A 20,515-nucleotide genomic window follows, 5' to 3' on the forward strand; every position below is an offset into this window, starting at 1 on the left:
CCCACAGCGCTGACAACTGATGTGAGTCTCACGGTCGGGGTGTCGGTAGCAGACCGGCACCCCGACCGGGGCCGTCTCGGACAATCAGCCCTCGACGATCTCGACCGTCTCGATGACGACCGGCTCGACCGGTCGGTCCATCGCACCGGTCTTGGTGCCGGAGATCGAGTCGACGGCCTTCTTCGACGCCTCGTCGGCGACCTCACCGAAGATGGTGTGCTTGAAGTTCAGCCACGGCGCCTGGCCGGTGGTGATGAAGAACTGCGAGCCGTTGGTGCCGGGGCCGGCGTTGGCCATCGCGAGCAGGTAGGGCTTGTCGAAGGTGAGCTCGGGGTGCGGCTCGTCCTTGAAGGTGTAGCCCGGGCCGCCCGTACCGGTCCCCAGGGGGCAGCCGCCCTGGATCATGAACCCGTCGATGACGCGGTGGAAGCCGAGACCGTCGTAGTAGGGGACGCCGGAGCGGCCGGCGTCGTCCGTGTACTCCTTGGTCCCCGTCGCGAGGCCGACGAAGTTGGCGACCGTCTCGGGAGCGTGGTTGGGGAACAAGGTGATCGTGATGTCACCGTGGTTGGTGTGGAGGATGGCCTTCTGGTCAGCCATGACCTGCCCTTCCGACATTGGGATTGGTACGGGATGTAACTCCTCGATCCTCCCACAACGCCGGTCGCAGGCGAGACGTCAGGAGGCCGCGCCGTCGGCGAGCAGGGGAGCGATCCGGTCGGCCACGCGGCGCTCGACCCAGAAGATCAGCCCGGGGACCAGGCCGGCGATCATCATCAGCAGGAACTCGGGGATCGTCCAGCGGGCCTTCTGGGTCAGCAGGAAGGCGACGATCACGTAGATGATGAAGACCCAGCCGTGCGCGACCCACAGCGGCGTCATCGTCTCGCCGAAGGACTGCAGCGCGTTGCCCTCGGGGAGCAGATACTTGAACAGCGAGCAGATCGTGCCGACGAGCAGCAGGACACCGACGACGTACGCGAGCACCTTGTAGGTGCTGAACAGCTTGTTCACGCGTCTGAGCGTACGCGCAGATCCTGAGTGGTTTTCTCAGGGTCTTCTTCGTCGCTGTCGCCCTCGTCGTCCTCGTCGTCGGGCCGGGGGCGCAGGGTGTCCCGCACGTAGCGCCACCACACATAGATCCCGAAGATCCCGAACAGCCACCACTCGATCGCATAGAGCAGGTTGCGCAGCCCGGTGGTGGCCTCCGGCTCGGGCAGCTGCGGAGCGGGCACGTCGGCGACGTCCGTGGAGCCGTCGTTGACCGGCATCGAGCTGGCCGGCCAGTTGTCCTCGACCGGCGAACGCACCACGTAGGCGCTGTAGAGGTCGTAGCTGGTGCGCGAGATCAGGTCGGAGACGTCGAGCTGCGGGAAGACGTTGTCGGACTTGCGGTCGTCGGCGACGTTCGTCCAGTCGCTCGGCTGCAGCCAGCCGGTGATCGTGACGTGGCCGCGCGGCGCGGGCGGCGCGGTGCCGACCTCCGGCGTCCAGCCGCGCACGACGTAGACGGCCGACGAGCCGGTCTCTCCATGGTGCGGCTCGACGAGCACCGGGGTGACGGCCCAGAAGCCCACCTGAGAGCCTCGTTCCATCCCGTCGATGAAGATCGTCTCGTCGGGCATCCAGATCCCGGAGACGGTCACGGGACGGCCGATCTGCTCCCACGGGAAGGCGTCGTTGGGCCCGATCAGGTCGGTGAACGCCTTCGGCTTCGCATGCACCAGCTCCGCGACCTGGTCCTGCTTGTCCTGCTGGCTCGACTGGTACTGCCATACCCCGAGCAGCACCGCGCCGGTCACGAAGATGACCATCAGCGCGTGCGCGCCCCACAACCTGGGGGAGAAGGCACTGCGCGGGGGACTGGTCTGGGCGGCCATAGCAACTCCCAGAGTACGGGGCAGGGCGGGGCCCCTCAATCCGGCGTCGAGTCGAGCGTCGTCCAGCGCGCGTCCTGGCAAGGCGGAGGAGGGAGGCGGCCCGGGGTTGGCCGTCGACCGACGACAACGCCGCCAGGGCGCGTGATGGGCGGCGCTCGGGCCGGCGCATCCGGATTGAGGGGCCCCGCCCTAGTCGCAGACCGCGAATGGGACGGGTTCGCTGGTCACCAGGGTGGCGGCGGTCACCGGGCTCTTCACCCGGAACCCGATCCGCCCCGTGGACGGGTCGGCGACACCGTGGGTGAAGACCTTCTTGTACGCAGCGACCCGATCCCCCAGCTTCAGCCGGACGAACAGGTCGTCGCGGTCCTCGCCGAGACGCAGTGTGGCCAGCCCGCCACCGAACTCGACCGAGTAGGCCTCGACCGGCGCCAGCCTGGTCTTCTCCTTCGGCCCGCCCTCGGCGCACCCCTTGACGACGTACGTCGAGGTGGCCGGGCCGCCGGCGACGGCGACCATCGCCTCCTGGGCTGCCCAGTTCTCGGCGTCCGGGGTCGCGGTGTTCTTGGTGATCAAGTGGGTCTCCGGGTCGAACTTCGCGCCCTTGAGCGGGCCGACACCGGCCTTGATCGCGTGCCCGGGCTTCACCCGGTCGGCGACCTTGATGACGAACCCGTCGTTGCCACCGCCGGTGAACCTGGCCTCCCAGGCCACGTCGGCCGCACCCCACCTGTATTTCTCCCGCAGGCGCTGGTCGACCCCACGCAGCAGACCACCACTGACCTGGGCGGCCGCCTTGTCGGCCCGGCTCCACAGGTCACCCTGGTCCGCGGGGCTCGACCTGCTGGTGACGTCCTCGAGCCCGAAGAGCGATTTCACCTCGTCGTAGTCGGTCACCGCCAGCGTCTTCGCGCTCTCCGGAACGAGCGTCATGGCTGCTTCGACGGGGTTCATCGTCGCGGCGTACGCGGGGTAGGTGTTGTCCGTGGCCGCGGCCTCCGGCTTCTTCGGCTCGCTGTCGTCCCCGCAGCCGACCAGCGCAAGCGCCAGCCCGACGGCCAGCACGGAACCACCCCATCGCCTCACGTTCACCACAACGAGTATTCCGGATCCCCGTCACGGTATACGGCACATCCGTCCCACTGAGCGGCCGCCGGCGCCTACCGGGACCGTCGTGAAATAGATGGAGGCCGCAGGCAGATTGCCTGCGGCCTCCGGGATCCCGAGCGTCAGCGACCAGCGCCTGTGAGCTCAAGGGATGCGGGGAGCGGCTCGAGCACCGGGTCGATGATCCGCGACGAGGCCTCCGACCGAGCGACCCGACTGCGGCGCAGGTCCTTGACGGTCGTGAGGCGGCGGAGCCAACGGTCGGTGCCGTCGTAGCGAGCCGTGAAGGGCTTGCGGCCGTGCAGCGCACGGTGGTTGTCGACGATGAGGATCTCGCCGGGAGCCAGCGCGACGTCCTCGATGTTCGCGGAGAGCTCCATGATGAGCAGCTGGAGAGCGCGGTCGGCCTCGACGTCGCCGGGCAGAGCGGCCATGTAAGGCGGGTCGAGCCGGACGTCGGGGGCCTGCGGGGAACCAGAGAGCACCGCGGTCGGCGCGGCGAGCAGCTCGCCCTCGTTGACCCCGGCCTCGCGGAGGTTGCGCAGGTGCTCGTCGTCGGGGTGGATCACGTAGCGCGGCTCGAACAGCGGAGCGTACTCAGGGCCGGTCACGTCGATCGAGCTGATCCCGACCGCGGTGGTGGGGATCATGTCCTCGTTGCGCAGCGCGATCAGGCCGAGGTGGTCGCAGCGGAGGTTGCTGAAGGCGTCCTCGATGTGCAGGTCGAGCACCACGTCGCTGCTGTGTCCGGTCTGCAGGCTCTCCTGCTTCTGGATCGGCAGGATGTTGTTGACCAGCTGGCCACCCTGCAGCGAGGACCAGGAGACGGCATCGCCGAGCTGCGCCATGATCAGGGCGAGCCAGAAGTCGGCCATGTGCGGCGCCTGGGCGTCGGGGTGGTTCCAGTGGGGCGGGGTCGGGCCGGCAGTCACCGGGAGTCCGCTGATCACCAGGGCGTCGGTGGCGTCGCCGTAGCGGAACGCGCGGATCGCCCGGGCGACGCTGGCGGGAAGCTCACCGCCGAGGAACGGCGCGGTCTCGAGGAACTCCGAGGAGACCGGGCTCTGGAACCGGGAGAGCAAGGACTCCGACAGCTCGGCTGCGGCCTGGGACTCTGCCGGGGTCATCTCGACCCGGGTGACTACGGACTCTGCGCCCACAACATTGACCTTTCGGACTTTGCGGTGGAGGGGTTTCGTCAGAAGCGTTTTCTGGCGCCCGCACCAAAGGGTTTCCTAAGTTCGGGACCACTTTGTTCCGCCGTACGGAATTCAAACGAGTGATAGGTCCAAATATCGAGACGATAGGTATTAGGCCCCTTGCGCAATCGCATCGAACCTGTTTAGGGAATGTATCTCCGATGCGGCCTGCCAGTTACCAGAAAATTGCCGGTCTGGCGCGGTTTTTCGAAGTTTCACGGCCACCATCGGCTGATGGATCACTGATACGGATCGACGAGCTCCCGCAGCGAGGTGAGCGCCTCGCGCAGAGCCGAGGCCAGGCGGGGACCGAGGTGGTCGTTCCACTCCTGCTCGACGCCCATCACCACCTCCCGAGCGCGATCCGCGGCAGCCTGACCCGCCGCCGTGAACCGGATCAGGCGCGCGCGGCCGTCGGTCGGGTCCGGGACCCGCTCGACCAGTCCCTTCCGCTCCAGCGCCGCGACCAGCATGCTCGCGGTCTGCTTGGTGACCTGCGCCTGCTCGGCCAGATCGACAAGGCGCGAGCCGCCCTCGGCGATCCGCTGCGCGAGTCGGGCCTGAGCGACGGTGATGTCGTAGCCGGCCTCCCGCATCGCGGAGATGACCCGTTCGTCCATCGCCCGGTAGGCGATGAGCATGAGCGTCGCGACGTCCATCGATTCCCTTGACACTGTCCGGCAGCCTGGTCAATATAGTCAGTAAGACTGACTATCATACCGCTCGCCGGTGTCCAGACAGCCGTCTGTTCACGGGGTTCCGCCGGACGCGTGTTGCTTCCACGATCTCCACAGCCCCGCTCCTCGCGGCCCGTCCCGAGCAGGTCCCCATGAACGCAGTCGCACAGCTCAGTGCCGGCATCTCCGCCGTGATCCTCATCGCCGTCTTCCCCTTCGAGGCCTTCCTCATCGACCGCCCCCAGGTCCAGCGGTTCCTCGGGATCGAGCCGCACGGCCTCCGCAACGTCCACCTGTGGTCGTTCTGCATCGGCGCCCGCAACGCCCTCGCCGGCGTCGGCACGCTCATCGGCCTCTGGATGGTGAACTTCGGCGACGAGCCCACCGGCGTCACCGTCGTGGTCGTCACCTGCATCTACATGCTGCTCGCCTCGCTGTTCATGGGAGTGGCCGACGCCCTCGGCTACTGGCTTCCCCGCGGTGGCAGCGTCAGGGGCACCATCGCCTCTGCTGTTCTGCCCGCGGTCGCACTGATCGCGATCGCGATCTGATAGCGCGAACCCCCGCCGGCCACTACGCTCCGAAGCATGGGCGCCGCGATCATCTCGGGACTCTTCGCCGTGGTGCTCGCCGGCCTCGCCTGGGGCCTGCAGAACGGCAGCAGACGGGCGCGGCTCCTCTCCCGGATCGAGCGCTACACCCAGATCCTCAAGGACCTTCCCTACGGACATCCCGCACGTGCACATCTCGACGCAGCTCTTGCCACCGAAGCCGCGCAGCTGCGTGACCTGACCGGCTCACAGGCTCCGCAGTTTCCCGTGCCCGGCTATCAGCCGCCGTCGTACGCTCCGGCCCCACTCCCCAACAGTCCGTACGGACCGTACCCCGGCCCCGCCACGATGGATGACATCTTCGGGCCAGGCCCGGCGCCTGGTCAGGCCACAGAACCGGACCCAGAACCGACTCCCGCACCGACTCCCGCACCGACTCCCGCACCGGCGATCGAGCCAACGTCGCCGACGATGCGGAGACCTGCCCGCTCGTCCCGGTCGCTCCAGACGTACGCCTCGTTGGCACTCGGCCTGCTTGCCGGCGGGTTCGCGATCTTCGCGACCTGGCTCGCCATCGACCAGCTGATGCGGTAGTCGGTTCGACGATCTGTTCATATTCCTTGACAGGCATATTCCATCTGAGGCATGTTTGACAGGTGCCCACCCGTGACATCTTCAGCGTGATCGCCGACCCGACCCGTCGGCAGATCCTCGACCTGCTCTGCCAGCGAGAGATGGGGGTGGGCGAGCTCGTGCAGACCCTCGGGCTCGCCCAGCCGAACGTGTCCAAGCACCTGCGGACCCTGGGTGAGGCAGACCTGGTTCACGTACGCATCGACGGACCGCGCCGTCACTACCGGCTCCGTCCCGATCGGCTCCGGGAGCTGGAGGAGTGGCTCGCGCCGTACCGCCGGATGTGGGCCGACCGCCTGGACGCCCTCGAGCGCCACCTGGACCAGCTCGATGACCCTGGCCACAAGGAGGACTGAGAGATGACCACGACGACCGGCCCCATGGGCGAGGTGATCCGCGACGGCGAGCGGACCGGCCTTCGCTACGTACGCACGCTGCGCCACTCACCCGAGAAGGTGTGGCGGGCCCTGACCGAGCCGGACGGCCTGCGGCACTGGTTCCCGACCGACATCGTCGGCGAGCGTGTCCCCGGTGCGCGGCTGAGCCTCCCGTTCTGGCCCGAGGGCCTGGAGCTGGCGAGCACCACCGAGGCGATCGAGGAGATGGGGGTCGACCCGGACAACCACGTCTCCGAGGGGGAGCTGCGCGTGTGGGACCCGCCCCGCACCTTCGAGTTCACCTGGGGGATGGACGGCCGTACGGACCTGACCGACCTGCTCCGCTTCGACCTCGAGCCCACCGACGACGGCACCCGCCTCACCTTCACCACCTGGCTAGGCGGACCCGCCGGCAACACGGACACCGCCGTCGGCTGGCACGTCTGCCTCGACCAGCTCACCGGCCTCCTCGACACCCCAGGCTCACCGACCGAAGACGCCGCAGCCGTCGTCGTCGAGCGCGTCATGGCCCAGGCCGACGAGCTGCGCCCGGCGTACGCCGCCCTGATCTCGTCGTAAATCAACGAAACCGCAGGTCACCCTGCGGTTTCTGTGGTGGAGCGTAGGGGACTCGAACCCCTAACCCCCTGCTTGCAAAGTGTCGGCGACACCATCGCTGAGCCTCGTCTGAGCGCTGCCCTGGGCCACTTTGGAGCGTTGTTCGGTGCTGTACTTCGCCCTCGTTGCTGTACTTCTCTGCTGTACGTCCACCTCAGTCTCGGGCGGCGCCTGGTCGTCGTCTTCGCTCTAGCTCTCAAGCACGCTGGGGCGGCAGGTGGCAGGTGTAAGCGCCGGGTCTTCCCGAGAGTGGCCCCATCGGCGGGGGTCTGGGGGCTTGCCCCCACGCTGCCCAAGATCCTCGAGCTAGGAAGCGTCGCGGGGAGTGTCACCACCGGCAGCAGCGCCTACCTCCCCCTCGTCATCAGCGGAAGAACTGGACGCGCTCCGGTGTGATGGTGAGGCACTACGGTTTCCGCATGGATCCACGCGAGTTGCAGCCGGCGGAACTGCTCGGTCGAGTGCTCATCGACGTCGACTCATCGTGGCTGCTCGATCACTCGACCGGGGTGCGTGAGTTGATGGATGTGTGGCTGACGTTCGAGGGGCTCGGGCAGATTCGGGTCCACACGCTGTCGGGCCTTCGATTGCACCTTGGTCCGCCACCGGACGCGTTCGACATGCCGGATCTGGAGTGTTCGTACGAACGCGGCCATCTCGCGCCTGCGCTGGTTGGTGAACTGGTTGGCCATCGGGTTATTGGCGTTGGGTTGCTGGCCGAGTTGGCTGGCGAGCCGTTTCCGCCCGGGATGGTGTTGGAGTTCGAGAGTGCGGTGCTTGCGTTCGTGGATCGGGGTGACGATCTTGCGATTGGTCCGTGGCCTGATCCGGATCGGTGGCGTGGCCTGAGCTGGGCGGGGGATGTTCGGCTGTAGCGAGTGGATGGGATGGGTGTCTTGGTCTTCGGGCCGAGGCGCTCTTCTCGTTTTGGCCCATAGCCGGCGGGACGGGGGTGCGCGTAGGGACCGGCCGCCAGGCCGCATGCCCGGAGCGCGGGGGTCCCTGGCCCGCCGGCGGCGGGCCAGCGCGCGGAGCGCGCCTTGAGTCAGTAGAGAAAGTTCTCACGCCATCCGGCGGCGGTTGCCAATTGTCGCCCTGAGGACGCCTGCCCGTTGCTATGTTGCTGCACATGTCCAGTGCTCCGGTCGAGATGAGCGTTCACACAAAGAAGGCCTGGCCGGCCTCTCTGGTTGCGGTGCTGCTCGCTGTGCTCGCGTTGGTCGCTGTTGCTTTCGTGTATGTGGCGATGTGGGCGCTACCCGGAGTTCTGGTCGACGGAGACGCCTATAACCTGCCGAATGGTCAGCCCGATCATGCAGCCGCGCAAGACGCATACAACTCAGTAAGAGTTCCGATTGGGGTAACCACGGCGGCGTTCTTGGCTGCCGCCGCTGCGGCCGCTGGGGTCTGGATGAATGCTCGCACGGTGGCTGTCTCAAGAGAGAGTCTGGCGCAAGTGCGCGCCAACGACGAAGAACGACGTCAGCAGTGGCGGTCTGAGCAACTGCATTCGCGGTTCCTGGACGCGGCAAAACAATTAGGAGATGGGGCCGCTTCGGTGCGCCTTGCTGGTGTTCTGTCGATGGCTCGGCTCGCTGATGACTGGGAGGACCAGCGACAGTCCTGTGTGGATGTCCTCACGGCCTACTATCGGATGCCTCTGGACCGAGAGGATGTAGCCGAGCGGCAAGTACGGCGCTTGACCCTCGACGAGATCCTTCGACGGTTAACCATCGGATCCAGCCCCTCGTGGAGCGAGTGCCATCTGGACTTGAGTGGCGCCCTTATAGAAGGCTTGCGCCATCCAGGACCCGTTCGCATTACAAGCATGGTTATGGAGTCGGCAACGATCTCAGGATTCTCGTTCCTTGACCAAGTGTTCCTCGACGGGGCCATACACCTCGACGGGGCAACTATTGGCGAGTCATTTCGAATGCTCGCGACCATGGGGCCGGACGCTTCAATCTGGATGGCTGATGTCACGGTTGTGCCTAGCGCGCGCCTTCATGTCGGAATTTGGCGCAGCGATTCGACAGACAGAGATACACCGAGACCTGGATTTGTGCACGTAAACATGAATGACCTTGAAGTCCTACAGTGGGGGAAGGCTACTATCTCACTTTGGGGATGTTTCTCACACGAGCGGTTTCTTTATGGGAACTCGGTGTCTATAGCTGGCGGTGAATTGAGGCTAATCGCACGAGAAGGTGAGGTAGCCGCAGGAGCGGTTCAACTCCCTGAACTGAAGACGACGGGAAGTGGTCGAGTCCTCGTCAACGCTTCACTTGAAGAGAATGTTCGTGCCGAACTGGATACGTCGACCGCGCACGTTCTTGTTCTCGACAGCGAGGATCTAGGGACGGCGGATCACGATCCCCGGAAGCCCATCTTTGTGTAACACTTTGTGACGGGACGTGCCCTATCATCATGTGACGACGACGGCCAACGTCTTGTCGTCGTGGCACTTTGCGCGGGGTAGGTGCTCTCCTTGCGCGTCGGTCGACTCCCAATCCTGACAGCGCTGGAGGACCGCGTCGAGGTCATCGGCACTTGCGGCCGCAACCGCCGGCCACTCGTCTAGACCGAGATGTTCCATCGGCTTGTACGCCCCGTCCGTCGCTAGCACACACCACGGCACCTCGCCAGGCAACAGATGGCGCGTGAGCGCATGCTCTGCCGCCGCAGGGTCGGCCTCCGCAATCCAGTAACCACCTGGCTTGTTCCGATGTCGCAGCTGCTCGGTCTGGAGCGCCGCAAGGATCCGCCGGTGTTCGTCGTCGTATCCGTGCCCCTGCTCGAGTCGCGTCCGGTATGCCGTGCGCTCCGTACTCGCGAGCGGCCCGAGTCGGTCGTCTCGGATGACCTCATCCGGAGTCACAACTTGGCTATCCCCCAACACCAGCACGTCAGTTGTGGCATCGGCTCGCCTGCGGACAACAGCAACGGTGCTCGACGGGGCGCGTCCACCCGGTCTCAGATCGAGCGCAGTCGCCGTCGTCTTGATCGCGTCGGCCAGGAGCGCGGTAAGCGGCTCGTCGCTTCCGTCGATGAGGGCGGCCATCGTTGAGCCGAGGTGTTCGGCGTACGTCGATGCGGGCACGTCACGAGCTGCGAACGCTGATGCCCCGTCGAGCACGATGACGGCGTTCGACGTGACGAAGGCTCGGTCATCGCCGCTGGGTGGCTCGGGGTGCTGAGCAAGCGTTACGTGCATGGCCGGCTACCAGATGAACGGACCGGCAAGGAGGCTGCTGCCGGTGACCTCGACGTTGGCAAGGTCGTAGTCGCATCGGATGACACACGAGAACTCTTGATCCTTGGTCATCGCGTAGAGGTCACCGAGGTGGTTGGTCAGGTAGTCGACCGCACCGAGCGATCCCATTGTGTGGATGCCTGCGATGTGAACGACGGTGCGGCTTCCGATCCGGTGGCGAGCGAGGTACGCGATGTCCGAGTTGGTCGGCTGATCGTCATCGCTGGGTGAGCCATGGCGTACGCCCCCGGACTCCTCGAGGTACCAACGGTCGCCGGAGACGACGAATCCAAGGTGTGCATCGTCGGCCAGGTAGGTGGAGGCGATCGGGGACGAGATAGGGCCGCAAATCAGGACAACGTCACCCTCGGGTAGCGCCTCGGTCTCTGGCCCAACCTGGAAGGTGGAGACGGTGAAGCCGAGATCGGCCAGGAGCTTGCCTGTCAGGTCGCCTGACTTCGCGTCCTCGGCGGCGATGAGCGGCCGCTCGCGATCTGTCGTCTGCCAGCGCCACGGCACACCAACGGCGACGGGACCGACGCCGAAGAAGCCGCGCTCTGCGCTCGGGGCGCTCCCCCGGATCTGGGTGATCCGGCCCTTCGTGATTCCAAGGGCGCTCGCGATCTCGGTGTAGGTCATCTCGCGCTCGCGGTGCGCTTCCTCGATCGCCGCCTTCCGCAGACGCGCAAGTTCTGTCGAGCGCTGCTGGTAGAGCGTCAGCAGCTCCGTCGCACGCCGCCCACGACGCAGGGGGTCGGGGTCACGGCGTACGGCTTCGAACTCGTCTGAATCTGACTCTGGCACGCCGACGAGTTTAGACCCCTTGACTCCTCCTGGCGCATCCCGTACCTTCTTGTTTAGTCCCCTAAACCAAATCGGGGGTTTTCTTCAGGCCCGACTGTTTAGGGCCCTAAACACAAAGGACAAGAGCAATGGCTATGCCGCGACGTATGAGCGTGAAGTTTGAGGGACCGTTCCCGAACGGGGCTTACGTGGTGGGTGAGGTGACCCCGGTGCTGGACTTCAACGCGGGCAAGCGGCCGGACGGGTCGATGCCGCAGAAGATCGATGAGGAGTCCGGGCTGCCGGTCTGGACCGTGCCCGTGCTGGATGCGGACCCGGAGGCCCGCAAGAACGAGAAGACCGTCAACGTCAAGATCCTGGCGAAGCACCAGCCAGTGCCGCCGGCCAACGCCACGGGTCTGCCGTTCGTGCCGGTCGAGTTCATCGGCCTGACCGCGGCTCCGTGGATCGACACCAACGGTCCGCGTCCGCGTCTGCAGTGGTCGCTGATGGCCACCGAGATGATCGCCCCGAGTGCGACGGCCCCGGCGGGTGCCTCGAAGACTGGCACCAGCTCGACCTCCTCGAAGGCCGCCTGATGGCGCGGATCAGTTCGCACGAGGCGGCATGGGTGGCCGAGCTGCTGATCCTCCTGCCCCAGGTCGAGATCCTCAGCACCTCGGTCCACGCCGGGTCGATGAAGGTCGGAGAGGACCGGGTCCCGATGGTAGACCTCGACGTCTTGGTGCCCACGGTGGCCGAGGCTGCTGCCCTGGCCTCGGAGCTGGGCCTGTCCAAGGTTGGTCCCGGTGAGCCCCCGACCTTCTGGCACGAGTGGTCCGGGTGGGTCCACGAAGGCTCACGCGAAGCGGCATGCCGGGTCCGGGTCACCGCAGCTCACCCTGTCCCACCCGTCGGGGGACCCGCCCGGCTTCGGTCCGAGCCCAGGCACGAGGTAGCGGCGTGAGCCTCTATCTGGTCTGGATCGGTGATGGGTCCGACCCGGCGCACCTGGCCGGGCTCAACGCCGACTTCACCCTGTGCGGCGAGCCCAACGCGGGCAGCCGCTGGTCGTGGGACTACCCCGACCTGTCCACCCCGGTGTGCCCGGTCTGTCGCGGGAAGGCGGCAGGTCTATGACCACGGCCAGCACAGGCCGGCGCACACCCCACATTCGCCCGCTGGCCGTCGCGTTTGGGAAGGCGTGGCGGCTGGCGGGTCCCAACTCCAACAGTAAGAGCACTCGTAGCAAGGGAAAGGCAAGTCTGATGGTGACCGCACGACGCAAGGACCTGGACGCCTGGGCCGACATTCTCGGGGTCGACAACGACTCTGACGCGATGACGGCGCTGTCCAACTACTACGGCCGTCTCCTGACGGTCGCCGAAGAGCTGAACTGGTTTCAGAGGCGCTTCGAGACCTCCGGCGTGGTGGGCGGGGACGACATCCTCGTCTCCCTCAACGACGCCGCCACCGACACCCTCAACGCGGCCGATGGGCTCCGGCTCCTGCGCCGCTCCTTCGAGCGTCACGAAAGGGGTGTGGCGTGATGAGCAAGTTCCACAACACCAGCACCGAACTCGACGCCTGGGCGTCTGCTCTGGGTGCCCGCAACGACAGCGAGGCCATCGCCGTGATCACCCGGCTGCAGGACCGCATCAACGCCGCCGCGGCCGAACTGGAGGTCTGTCTCAAGCAGATGCCCGAGGGTGTCCGCCGGGCGAAGTTGACCTTCGAGGTCCTCTCTTGGTTGGCCACCGGCATCCAGAACGTCGAGGAGTCCGCCCATTTCCTCGGCCAGATCAAGCAGGCGTTCGCACGTCACGAGCGGGGTGAGTCGTGATGGTGAAGATCCGTCGAGACCTCGACTCCGTCGCGACCGCCCTGGGGGTCACCAACGACGCTGATGCGAGCGCGGTGCTGCGTCGCCTTGAAGTGCAGGCTTCCGACCTGGAGTCGGCTCTGCTTCGCCTGCACAACGCGGTGCCCCAACACGGTCGCCCCGTCACCGCGGTTGACGAGTTCGCCATCGGCATCCATGAGGCGTCCAAGAAGGTCCACGAAGCCTGGTGGCAGCTCATGGACATTCGTCTCTCCTTCGAGGCCCACGAGCGGGGTGAGTCCTGATGTGGGGCATCTACGGCGGGGGCGCTGGCCTACGCACCGACCTGGACGCCTGGGCCGATGCCCTCGGCGTATCCGATGACGACGCCGCGCTGAGTGCTTTGCGGCGGATCTCTAGCGACCTTAACGAGGTCACCATGCGCCTGGACCTGGTCCATGCCTCCATCGGCGGCGGCTCCTCGGTCTACAGCCTGGTCATCGCTGAGAACGTCCGGGCCTCGAAGACCTCGGCCTCGCAGGCGCTGACCGAGATCGGTCTGGTCGAGATGGCGTTCAAGCGTCACGAGCGGGGGGTGTCGTGATGAGCACCGTACGTACCGGCTGGATGGATGAGTGGGCCGACCACCTCGACGTCGACAACGACGCCGACGCGGTCATTGCCGTGCGTCGTCTTGCTGCTCGTGCTCAGGAACTGGAGAAGGAGCTGCGGGACCTGGCTCGCTCGGTTCCCGACCATGACGAGATCTGGGGCACCGACCTGGCCGCTGAGGCAGCAGAGGCGTCCTGGGCAACCCGGATCATCGCTGACGGGCTGCACCAGGTCGAGGCCGCGTTCCTGCGTCACGAGCGGGGTGAGCACTGATGGGGGACTGGATCGCGGGCAAGCTCCGCGCCGCAACGCTCAAGCTCCTCATGGCCCTCGTCTGGGTCCTGTGGTCGGTGGTCCGTCGCCCTGGCCTGGTCCTCCCGCTGGCCGTCGTCGGCTGCGCGATCGCTGCCTTGGTCGAGACCGCCGGACGTATCGGCTGGCTCCCCGTCGTCGGTCTCACCTCCGGCACCCTCGCCCTGATCGGTGGCGGGCTTGCTGCCTGGTGGCGCTTCGCCCCGGCGTCGTTCGCTCGCTTCGCGGGTCCTGCCGGTCGTTCGGCTGGCCGGATCGTCCGCAACTGGGTGGGTCGCTGGTTCTGGTACGGCCTGATGTGGGGCTTCTGGATGCAGCGCTGCGGGCTGACGACCACGGATCGTCACTCGGGCCGAACCTTGGCTCCTCGGCTGGTCAAGGTCTCCTCGACCCCGGCGCTGGACCGTCTCCTGGTCCGTCTGCCGGCGGGGATGGCTCCGGGTGCGCTGGAGGGCTGTGACGACAAGCTCGCCAACGCGATGCGAGCAGCTGAGGCACGGGTGAGGATCCACAAGCCTGGGATGTGCTGGCTGGAGTTGGAGAAGCGCAACCCGCTGACCAAGACCATCGGCGCTATCGACATCCCGACCGGTCCTGACGCGCTCGACGTGGCACGTCTGGACGGGCTCCACATCGGCTACACCGACCTGTTGGAGCCCTGGCGTCTCAAGGTCCGGGGCACTCACATCCTGCTCGCTGGCGAGTCCGGTGCGGGCAAGGGGTCGGTGACCTGGTCGACGGTCCGTTCCCTGGCTCCGTTCATCAAGGCCGGCCTGGTGCAGGTGTGGGCCATCGACCCCAAGGGCGGGATGGAGCTGGAGTTCGGTCGTGACATGTTCACCCGTTACGAACGTGACGACTACGAGGCCATGGCCAAGCTCTTCGAAGACGCGGTCGGAGTCATGGATGACCGCACCATCGACCTACGCGGGATCGCTCGCTCGTTCACGGTCACCCGGGAGACGCCGCTGGTGATCGTGCTGGTTGACGAGCTGGCCGACGTGACCGAGCTGAACGAAGACCGACAGATCCAGAACCGGATCGAGTCCGCGATGGGGCGGCTGTTGACCAAGGGCCGTGCTCCGGGGTTCGCGGTCATCGCCTGCACCCAGATCGTGACCAAGGACGTCGTGCGGTGGCGTGACCAGTTCACCACCCGGATCGCGCTGCGTCTGAAGACGTCTGGCCAGGTCGACATGGCCCTTGGCGAAGAGGCCCACAACGCCGGTGCCTACTGCGAAGCCATCCCTGAGCACCTGCCCGGGATCGGCTACGTCCACCTCGAAGGCCACAAGGAGCCCGTGCGGGTCCGCGCCGGCTACGTCACCGATGAGGAGATCAAAGACATGAACAAGCACTATCGCGCCGGCGGGATCGAACTGTTCCCCACCGGTCGACGCGACCAGCACACCACCACGACCCTCGATCCCCGCACGTCCGAGCTGGTTGAGGTCGGTAACCGTATCGGCCTGGCCGAGTCCGACCTGACCCCCGCCGCTGCGTCGACCAAGAACACGCGTCCTGGCGACAATCGGCCCCCTCGCGGTCCGGCTGCTCCTGGCGGCGCTCCTCGTACGCGGAAGCCTCGCCGGCCCCGCACCCGCCACGCTGAGACCCCCTCCGACGTCGTCGCCGGCCAGGTCGTCAGCTCGATCGACTCGACCGATGCGGAGGTGCGGTCATGACCTCCACCGACTGGATGGCAGACGGTGCCTGCACCACTCGCGAGGCTCGCGCACTGCCCTGGACGACCGACACCATCGAGCTGCCTGAGGTCATCGTTGACCTGATGCGGTCCACATGCGACGGCTGTGCCGTCCGTTCCACCTGCAACTCGTACGCCCTCAACGAGCGGGTTTCTGGAGGCATGTGGGCCGGAACCGATTGTGCCGCGCAGCCCGTCGACCTGCTCGAGCTGATTGACAGCCTGCCGAGGACGGTGGCGGCATGACGATGTGGGAGCAGCTCGTCCTCGACATCCCGGGCTGGGAGCCCCTCGAGGTAGCGCCGACACCAGCGATGCGTCGTGGTGAGCAGTCCCTGTTCCAGTGCTCGTGGTGCGGCTGCGTCGTCGTGCAGCCCCGCCCGATCACCCACCGTCTCGGTGCCTGCCCCTCGTGCGATCACGACCCGGTCGAGTGGTGGACCCAAGACGCTCTCTGCGCTGGGCTACGGGAGGTCTCGGCGTGACCCTGATCGCTGATGCTCCGGGCATCCACAGTGACGCATCCTCCTCGACCTGGGACAGCGACACAGCGTCGTTTCCTGGGTACGGGGAGGATGCGCCGCTGGATCTGTCCGGCCTCACCCCCGCCGGCCTCCAGGCCGTCACCACGCGACTCCTCGACAAGACCTTCGACGCCTTCGCCGAGACCGCCGCTGCGGTGAAGAACTGCGCCCGTCCCATCCGGCTGACCGGTCGATCTCGGACCTTCGACCGCTCCGAGGTCTCCGAGCTGCGCGCTGCGCTCTACAAGACCTACGGACCCGGCGAGGTCGCACTGGCAGAACCAGTCGGGACGTTCTCCTCCGATGAGGCACCCCTGGGCGTGCTCTACCGGCCCTGCGGCAACCGACGCGCCGACATCTGCCCCTCCTGCTCGCGGACCTATGCCCGCGACACGTTCGCGATGATCGACGCTGGCCTGTCCGGTGGCAAGACAGTCTCCGCCACGGTGGCCAACAACCCGTTGCTGTTCGCCACCCTGACCGCGCCATCGTTCGGCAGTCACGTCCACCGACACGACAAGAACGGTGGCCGGTGTCGCCCCCGGAGTCGTGACAAGGGCGCTCGCTGCCCCCACGGTCGGCCGCTGTCATGCATGGCGCGCCACGATGACACCGATGCCTTGGTTGGCGCGCCGTTCTGTCCCGACTGCCACGACTGGACCACCGCCATCGTGTGGCAGTGGTGGGCACCCGAGCTATGGCGACGCACGACCATCGAGCTGAAACGAGCCCTGGCCAAGCGCCTCGACGTCCCCGAATCGCTCCTCAAGAACGTCGCCTCGGTGCAATTCGTCAAGGTCGCCGAATACCAGACCCGGGGCCTGGTCCACTTCCATGCTCTGCTCCGCCTCGACGGCAACGACGGGCCCGGATCGCCGGCACCCCTGGACGGGATCGACCTCGCCCAACTCCTGGCCGAGACCATCGCCAAAGTCACCTTCGAGGCTCCTCCGGTCGACCACACCGGCGTCACTCGCCTGCTCTCCTGGGGCAAGCAAGTCGACATCCGCGTTGTCCGTGACGGCGACCGCACCGACGACCCAGAGGCTGCCCTGACACCGGGACAGGTCGCCGGGTACCTGGCCAAGTACGCCAGCAAGGACGTGGCCAGCATCCGCCTCGAGGACATCACCCGCCCCCACCTGGCGCGGCTGACCTCGACCTGTCACGACATCTTCGAGACCTCCGATGCGCTCTACGGCGGCCAGGACAACCCGTACGAGCTGGTGAAGAAGTGGGCTCACATGCTCGGGTTCCGCGGTCACTTCTCCACGAAGTCGCGGCGCTACTCGATCACCTTGGGTCAGCTGCGTCGGGCTCGTGTCCGCTATCAGCAACTGGTGGCCGACGCCCGCCGTAACGGCGAGTCGCTGGAGGAGATCTCCACCGCCGACATGGAAGCCCGGCTCCTGGCCGACGACGAAGACGAAACCACCCTCGTCATCGGTGAATGGGCCTACCAAGGCACCGGATGGACCAACCCCGGAGACGAAGCACTCGCCCTCGCAGCTGCAGCTCGTGCCCGTGAGTACGACCAGTGGAAAGCCCAGACCAAGGACCGAACCCCCACACGATGACCGAAGGAGTGGAAGGCATGAAGGACGACCAGACCGAGACCCGCGTCGTGTTTACCCGGAAGTGGTTCACCGTGCGTGAAGTCGCTGAACAACTCGGCTACGGCGAGACGAAGGTACGCATGCTGATCGCTCAGGGCCGGATCCGGTCTCTGAAGGACGGCCGCTCCCGTCGTGTGCTGCCTCAGTGGGTAGATGAGTACGTCGAGCTGTGCGCTGAGCAGTCAGAAATGGGTGTGGCATGAGTAAGCGAACCAACGGTGAGGGCTCGATCTATCGCAACGGAAACCGCGGCTACGCGGCCTATGTCTGGATCGATCTGCCCAACGGGGAAAGGGACCGTAAGTACGTCTACGGCCAGACGACCGAGATCGTCCAAGACAAGTGGAACAAGCTCAAGCAGCAAGCCGCGCGTGGACCGATGGTTGCTCGCGTTCCGACCGTTGAGGCGTACGCGGCTGGGTGGCTCAAGGACGTGATCGAGCCTGACCTTGTGCACAAGACGTTCAAGAACTACGAGACGTTCACCCGGCTCTACATCGTTCCCTACATCGGCAAGAAGCGGCTGGACAAGCTGACTCTTCGGGACGTGCAGAAGTGGTTCAACGAGCACAAGACCCGTTGTCAGTGCTGTGCTCAGGGCAAGGACGCCAAGCGCGCCGAGAAGGGCAAGGCTCGATGCTGTGCGAAGGGGGAGTGTTGCCGGCAGATCGCTTCAGAGTGGACGCGTCATCAGGCGTGGACTGTGCTGCTGAGCATGCTCTCCTCAGCTGTGCGCGATGACCTCGTATCGCGAAACGTGGCCTCGCTCCTCAAGGTGCCGGTGCCACGCAAGTCGAAGGAAGCTGTCTGGGAAGTCGAGGAGTCTCGGCAGTTCCTGGAGAGCGCAGAGCGTGACCGTGACCAGTGGTACACGGCGTACGTCCTGCTTCTGCTGCTCGGGCTCCGAAAGGGTGAGCTGCTGGGCCTCGGGTGGGATGAGGTCGACCTGGAGGAGGACACCGACTCGGGCACTGCATCTTTGGAGTGGCAGCTCCAGAGGGAGAACGGTCGTCTCGTTCGCCGACATCTCAAGACTGCCGCGTCCGAGACTCCGCTCCCGCTGCCTGCGTTGGCGGTCCGAGCACTGCGCGGTCAGAAGCGGCTCCAAGCTCAGTGGAAGCTGAAGGCGGGGGAGGCGTGGGAGGACTCCGGCCTCGTCATCACGACGCGCCTCGGTGGCCCCGTCGACGCGCGCAACTTCCACCGTGCCTTCAAGTCCCGGGTCAAGCGGGCTGGGGTTCGGGAGACGACGGTTCACGCGACCAGGAAGGCGTGTGCCTCGCTCTTGGTCGCGCTCGAAGTGCACCCGCGCATCACGATGGCGATCCTTCGTCACAGCAAGATCTCGACCACGATGGAGATCTACGCGAAGGCGACGAACAAGAAGACGCTCGACGCTCTGCAGCGCCTGGGCGAGCAGTTCGAGCAGCGTCCGGAGGCGTCATGATCGAGCGGACTTCGGCGGACTCGTTGCTGTACTTTGCTGCTGTACTTGGCCGATTCGGCCTGGTCGAGAGTCAGAAACCTGCCTCTGACCTGGTGGAGCGTAGGGGACTCGAACCCCTAACCCCCTGCTTGCAAAGCAGGTGCGCTACCAATTGCGCCAACGCCCCGGACGGGTGTCCGTCGGTCAGTTCACCTTGTCGGTCGCCGCGGCCCAGTGACCCTTCTCGGGGTTGGACTGGTCGAGCTTCTTCTTGGCGAGAACGATGCCAGCCGCGGCCAGCAGTACGAGGACGATCTTCTTCATGTCATCTCCTGCAGGCCGTGGGGGCATCGCTGTCCGTTAGACCAGGAAAGCGTACCGGCCCGCCATGAGGCGTACGAAATCAACCGGCCTCCGGGTCGGGCGCCAGGCCCAGGGAGGCGATGGGGGTGAGGGTCATGTGGGTGCTCGCCCACATCCGGCCGGTCAGGATCCCGAACCCGTACGCCGAGGGCCGGCTGTAGGGGGAGGCGCCGGACTCGTAGGTGGTGATGAGCTCGCCGGAGACCTCGACGATGGCTTCGGCCATGTTGGGGAACCTGAACTTGCGCCGCACCGCGCCGACGCTGCCGTCGGCCTTCCGCTCGCAGATGACGATCGTGCTCGGCCGGTGGCGGCCGAACGAGGAGGAGAAGACGTACTCGTCGCGGCGTACGACGACGCCCTGGACCTTGGGCGGCGTGGTGGTCGAGACGACGGGCTCGGAGAAGTTCCACTCGCCGTCCTCGCCCTTCTCGTAAGCGAACAGCGTCTGGTTGCCGAAGCCTCCGACGTAGATCTGGTTGCCGCGAATCCGGCAGTAGGAGCCGGCCGCCACCTTCACCGGCGCCTCGATCGGCTCGACCTCGGCGGCCTTCGCCGACTCACGGATCGCCGAGAGCGAGTAGCGGTAGAGCCGTCCGGTGCCGCCGCCGGCGCCCTTCGAGACCCAGACGTCATCGCCGTCGATGGCGACACCTCCCGCGTGACCGGGGCCGGCCTTGCCGTTGTGGCCCACCAGCAGCACCTCGGCGACGGTCTTGCCGCTCTTCAGGTCGACCAGCACCAGCGCCGAGCCCTTGTCATGGGAGTAGTAGCTCTGGGCCAGCAGGTTGGTCTCCGGGCCGTAGCCCAGTCCCTGCGGCGTCCAGTCGTCGGTGCCGCCGGTCGCCAGGGTGTTGGGGATGAGGGGGCCGACGCGGCCACCCAGCCGCTGCCCCCAGCGCTCGGTGCGCTTCATCCCGCCCTTGACCCATCGGCGCGTACGTCCCGGGATGGAGTCGAGGTCGAACGGAAGGTCGATCTTCGTCATGACGCCGATGTTCGCATGCGGTTCCTACCGTGGTCGGATGGCGTACCGTCCCAGGGCCGGTACGTTCCC

The 20,515-nt window shown here is 66.3% G+C and carries 30 protein-coding genes and 1 tRNA gene; 20 read left to right on the top strand and 11 right to left on the bottom strand.

Features of this window, described 5'->3' with window-relative positions; genetic code table 11:
* Positions 1–84: 84 nt before the first annotated feature.
* The 6 genes from ACIA03_RS27985 to ACIA03_RS28010 form a co-directional block, all read right to left on the bottom strand.
* Complete coding sequence (locus ACIA03_RS27985; protein ID WP_008355625.1) at positions 85–600, bottom strand: peptidylprolyl isomerase; 516 nt, start codon at positions 598–600, stop codon at positions 85–87.
* A 78-nt stretch (positions 601–678) separates the two neighbouring features.
* A complete protein-coding gene (locus tag ACIA03_RS27990) occupies positions 679–1,014 on the bottom strand; it encodes a DUF3817 domain-containing protein (RefSeq protein WP_396988749.1) in 336 nt (111 codons plus the stop codon).
* On the bottom strand, positions 1,011–1,880 hold the full coding sequence (locus tag ACIA03_RS27995; protein ID WP_396988751.1) for an SURF1 family protein: 870 nt from the start codon (positions 1,878–1,880) through the stop codon (positions 1,011–1,013). The genes ACIA03_RS27990 and ACIA03_RS27995 overlap by 4 nt, the downstream gene beginning before the upstream one ends.
* Positions 1,881–2,069: 189 nt before the next feature.
* Positions 2,070–2,972 (bottom strand): hypothetical protein, encoded by a 903-nt coding sequence (locus ACIA03_RS28000; protein WP_396988753.1) that lies wholly within the window; start codon positions 2,970–2,972, stop codon positions 2,070–2,072.
* 137 nt (positions 2,973–3,109) lie between these two features.
* Positions 3,110–4,147 (bottom strand): TauD/TfdA family dioxygenase, encoded by a 1,038-nt coding sequence (locus ACIA03_RS28005; RefSeq protein ID WP_396988755.1) that lies wholly within the window; start codon positions 4,145–4,147, stop codon positions 3,110–3,112.
* Between the two features lie 278 nt (positions 4,148–4,425).
* On the bottom strand, positions 4,426–4,845 hold the full coding sequence (locus ACIA03_RS28010; RefSeq protein WP_396988757.1) for a MarR family winged helix-turn-helix transcriptional regulator: 420 nt from the start codon (positions 4,843–4,845) through the stop codon (positions 4,426–4,428).
* A gap of 170 nt (positions 4,846–5,015) precedes the next feature.
* On the opposite strand from ACIA03_RS28010, the gene ACIA03_RS28015 reads away from it, so the two are divergent.
* The 6 genes from ACIA03_RS28015 to ACIA03_RS28040 all read left to right on the top strand — a co-directional run bounded on the left by ACIA03_RS28015 (position 5,016) and on the right by ACIA03_RS28040 (position 9,440).
* Entirely contained in the window at positions 5,016–5,414 is a 399-nt protein-coding gene (locus ACIA03_RS28015; protein WP_396988759.1) for a DUF1304 family protein, read from the top strand.
* A gap of 36 nt (positions 5,415–5,450) precedes the next feature.
* Positions 5,451–6,008 carry a hypothetical protein gene (locus tag ACIA03_RS28020; protein WP_396988761.1) on the top strand — a complete coding sequence of 186 codons (558 nt, stop codon included), beginning with the start codon at positions 5,451–5,453 and terminating at the stop codon, positions 6,006–6,008.
* Positions 6,009–6,070: 62 nt separating this feature from the next.
* Entirely contained in the window at positions 6,071–6,403 is a 333-nt protein-coding gene (locus ACIA03_RS28025) for an ArsR/SmtB family transcription factor (protein WP_396988763.1), read from the top strand.
* Between the two features lie 3 nt (positions 6,404–6,406).
* Positions 6,407–7,003: an SRPBCC domain-containing protein gene (locus ACIA03_RS28030; RefSeq protein WP_396988765.1), complete on the top strand. Its 597-nt coding sequence runs from the start codon at positions 6,407–6,409 to the stop codon at positions 7,001–7,003.
* Between the two features lie 458 nt (positions 7,004–7,461).
* Entirely contained in the window at positions 7,462–7,917 is a 456-nt protein-coding gene (locus ACIA03_RS28035; protein ID WP_396988767.1) for a hypothetical protein, read from the top strand.
* A 254-nt stretch (positions 7,918–8,171) separates the two neighbouring features.
* Positions 8,172–9,440 carry a hypothetical protein gene (locus tag ACIA03_RS28040; RefSeq protein WP_396988769.1) on the top strand — a complete coding sequence of 423 codons (1,269 nt, stop codon included), beginning with the start codon at positions 8,172–8,174 and terminating at the stop codon, positions 9,438–9,440.
* A 27-nt stretch (positions 9,441–9,467) separates the two neighbouring features.
* Here ACIA03_RS28040 and ACIA03_RS28045 read toward each other — a convergent pair whose 3' ends face one another.
* Positions 9,468–10,256 carry a hypothetical protein gene (locus tag ACIA03_RS28045; protein ID WP_396988771.1) on the bottom strand — a complete coding sequence of 263 codons (789 nt, stop codon included), beginning with the start codon at positions 10,254–10,256 and terminating at the stop codon, positions 9,468–9,470.
* A 6-nt stretch (positions 10,257–10,262) separates the two neighbouring features.
* Complete coding sequence (locus ACIA03_RS28050) at positions 10,263–11,099, bottom strand: hypothetical protein (RefSeq protein WP_396988773.1); 837 nt, start codon at positions 11,097–11,099, stop codon at positions 10,263–10,265.
* 146 nt (positions 11,100–11,245) lie between these two features.
* On the opposite strand from ACIA03_RS28050, the gene ACIA03_RS28055 reads away from it, so the two are divergent.
* The 14 genes from ACIA03_RS28055 to ACIA03_RS28120 all read left to right on the top strand — a co-directional run bounded on the left by ACIA03_RS28055 (position 11,246) and on the right by ACIA03_RS28120 (position 19,116).
* Positions 11,246–11,677 (top strand): plasmid replication, integration and excision activator, encoded by a 432-nt coding sequence (locus ACIA03_RS28055; RefSeq protein WP_396988775.1) that lies wholly within the window; start codon positions 11,246–11,248, stop codon positions 11,675–11,677.
* On the top strand, positions 11,677–12,045 hold the full coding sequence (locus ACIA03_RS28060) for a hypothetical protein (protein ID WP_396988777.1): 369 nt from the start codon (positions 11,677–11,679) through the stop codon (positions 12,043–12,045). The genes ACIA03_RS28055 and ACIA03_RS28060 overlap by 1 nt, the downstream gene beginning before the upstream one ends.
* Positions 12,042–12,218: a hypothetical protein gene (locus ACIA03_RS28065; RefSeq protein ID WP_396988779.1), complete on the top strand. Its 177-nt coding sequence runs from the start codon at positions 12,042–12,044 to the stop codon at positions 12,216–12,218. The genes ACIA03_RS28060 and ACIA03_RS28065 overlap by 4 nt, the downstream gene beginning before the upstream one ends.
* A 128-nt stretch (positions 12,219–12,346) precedes the next feature.
* Positions 12,347–12,628, top strand: coding sequence for a hypothetical protein (locus ACIA03_RS28070; RefSeq protein WP_396988781.1), 282 nt, complete (start codon positions 12,347–12,349; stop codon positions 12,626–12,628).
* Positions 12,628–12,921 (top strand): hypothetical protein, encoded by a 294-nt coding sequence (locus ACIA03_RS28075; RefSeq protein ID WP_396988783.1) that lies wholly within the window; start codon positions 12,628–12,630, stop codon positions 12,919–12,921. Before ACIA03_RS28070 ends, ACIA03_RS28075 begins: the two co-directional genes overlap by 1 nt.
* Positions 12,921–13,205: a hypothetical protein gene (locus ACIA03_RS28080; protein ID WP_396988785.1), complete on the top strand. Its 285-nt coding sequence runs from the start codon at positions 12,921–12,923 to the stop codon at positions 13,203–13,205. Before ACIA03_RS28075 ends, ACIA03_RS28080 begins: the two co-directional genes overlap by 1 nt.
* Positions 13,205–13,504 (top strand): hypothetical protein, encoded by a 300-nt coding sequence (locus ACIA03_RS28085; RefSeq protein ID WP_396988787.1) that lies wholly within the window; start codon positions 13,205–13,207, stop codon positions 13,502–13,504. The genes ACIA03_RS28080 and ACIA03_RS28085 overlap by 1 nt, the downstream gene beginning before the upstream one ends.
* Positions 13,504–13,785, top strand: coding sequence for a hypothetical protein (locus ACIA03_RS28090; protein WP_396988789.1), 282 nt, complete (start codon positions 13,504–13,506; stop codon positions 13,783–13,785). Before ACIA03_RS28085 ends, ACIA03_RS28090 begins: the two co-directional genes overlap by 1 nt.
* On the top strand, positions 13,785–15,509 hold the full coding sequence (locus ACIA03_RS28095; RefSeq protein ID WP_396988791.1) for a hypothetical protein: 1,725 nt from the start codon (positions 13,785–13,787) through the stop codon (positions 15,507–15,509). The genes ACIA03_RS28090 and ACIA03_RS28095 overlap by 1 nt, the downstream gene beginning before the upstream one ends.
* Positions 15,506–15,775, top strand: coding sequence for a WhiB family transcriptional regulator (locus ACIA03_RS28100; RefSeq protein ID WP_396988793.1), 270 nt, complete (start codon positions 15,506–15,508; stop codon positions 15,773–15,775). The genes ACIA03_RS28095 and ACIA03_RS28100 overlap by 4 nt, the downstream gene beginning before the upstream one ends.
* Entirely contained in the window at positions 15,772–16,014 is a 243-nt protein-coding gene (locus ACIA03_RS28105; protein ID WP_396988795.1) for a hypothetical protein, read from the top strand. The genes ACIA03_RS28100 and ACIA03_RS28105 overlap by 4 nt, the downstream gene beginning before the upstream one ends.
* Positions 16,011–17,630 carry a replication initiator gene (locus ACIA03_RS28110; RefSeq protein ID WP_396988797.1) on the top strand — a complete coding sequence of 540 codons (1,620 nt, stop codon included), beginning with the start codon at positions 16,011–16,013 and terminating at the stop codon, positions 17,628–17,630. The genes ACIA03_RS28105 and ACIA03_RS28110 overlap by 4 nt, the downstream gene beginning before the upstream one ends.
* Before the next feature lie 17 nt (positions 17,631–17,647).
* The gene (locus tag ACIA03_RS28115; RefSeq protein ID WP_396988799.1) at positions 17,648–17,872 is read left to right on the top strand and encodes an excisionase family DNA-binding protein; all 225 of its coding nucleotides are present in this window, start codon (positions 17,648–17,650) and stop codon (positions 17,870–17,872) included.
* Positions 17,869–19,116: a tyrosine-type recombinase/integrase gene (locus tag ACIA03_RS28120; protein WP_396988801.1), complete on the top strand. Its 1,248-nt coding sequence runs from the start codon at positions 17,869–17,871 to the stop codon at positions 19,114–19,116. The genes ACIA03_RS28115 and ACIA03_RS28120 overlap by 4 nt, the downstream gene beginning before the upstream one ends.
* A 90-nt stretch (positions 19,117–19,206) precedes the next feature.
* Here the strand turns inward: ACIA03_RS28120 and ACIA03_RS28125 are convergent.
* The 3 genes from ACIA03_RS28125 to ACIA03_RS28135 all read right to left on the bottom strand — a co-directional run bounded on the left by ACIA03_RS28125 (position 19,207) and on the right by ACIA03_RS28135 (position 20,446).
* A tRNA-Ala gene (locus ACIA03_RS28125) sits at positions 19,207–19,282 on the bottom strand.
* Positions 19,283–19,299: 17 nt separating this feature from the next.
* Positions 19,300–19,419: a DLW-39 family protein gene (locus tag ACIA03_RS28130; RefSeq protein ID WP_008355567.1), complete on the bottom strand. Its 120-nt coding sequence runs from the start codon at positions 19,417–19,419 to the stop codon at positions 19,300–19,302.
* A gap of 79 nt (positions 19,420–19,498) precedes the next feature.
* Positions 19,499–20,446: a hypothetical protein gene (locus ACIA03_RS28135; protein ID WP_396988802.1), complete on the bottom strand. Its 948-nt coding sequence runs from the start codon at positions 20,444–20,446 to the stop codon at positions 19,499–19,501.
* Between the last annotated feature and the right edge of the window lie 69 nt (positions 20,447–20,515).

This window comes from Nocardioides sp. NPDC051685 (assembly GCF_044453405.1).
In the GTDB taxonomy this organism is placed as follows: Bacteria; Actinomycetota; Actinomycetes; order Propionibacteriales; family Nocardioidaceae; genus Nocardioides.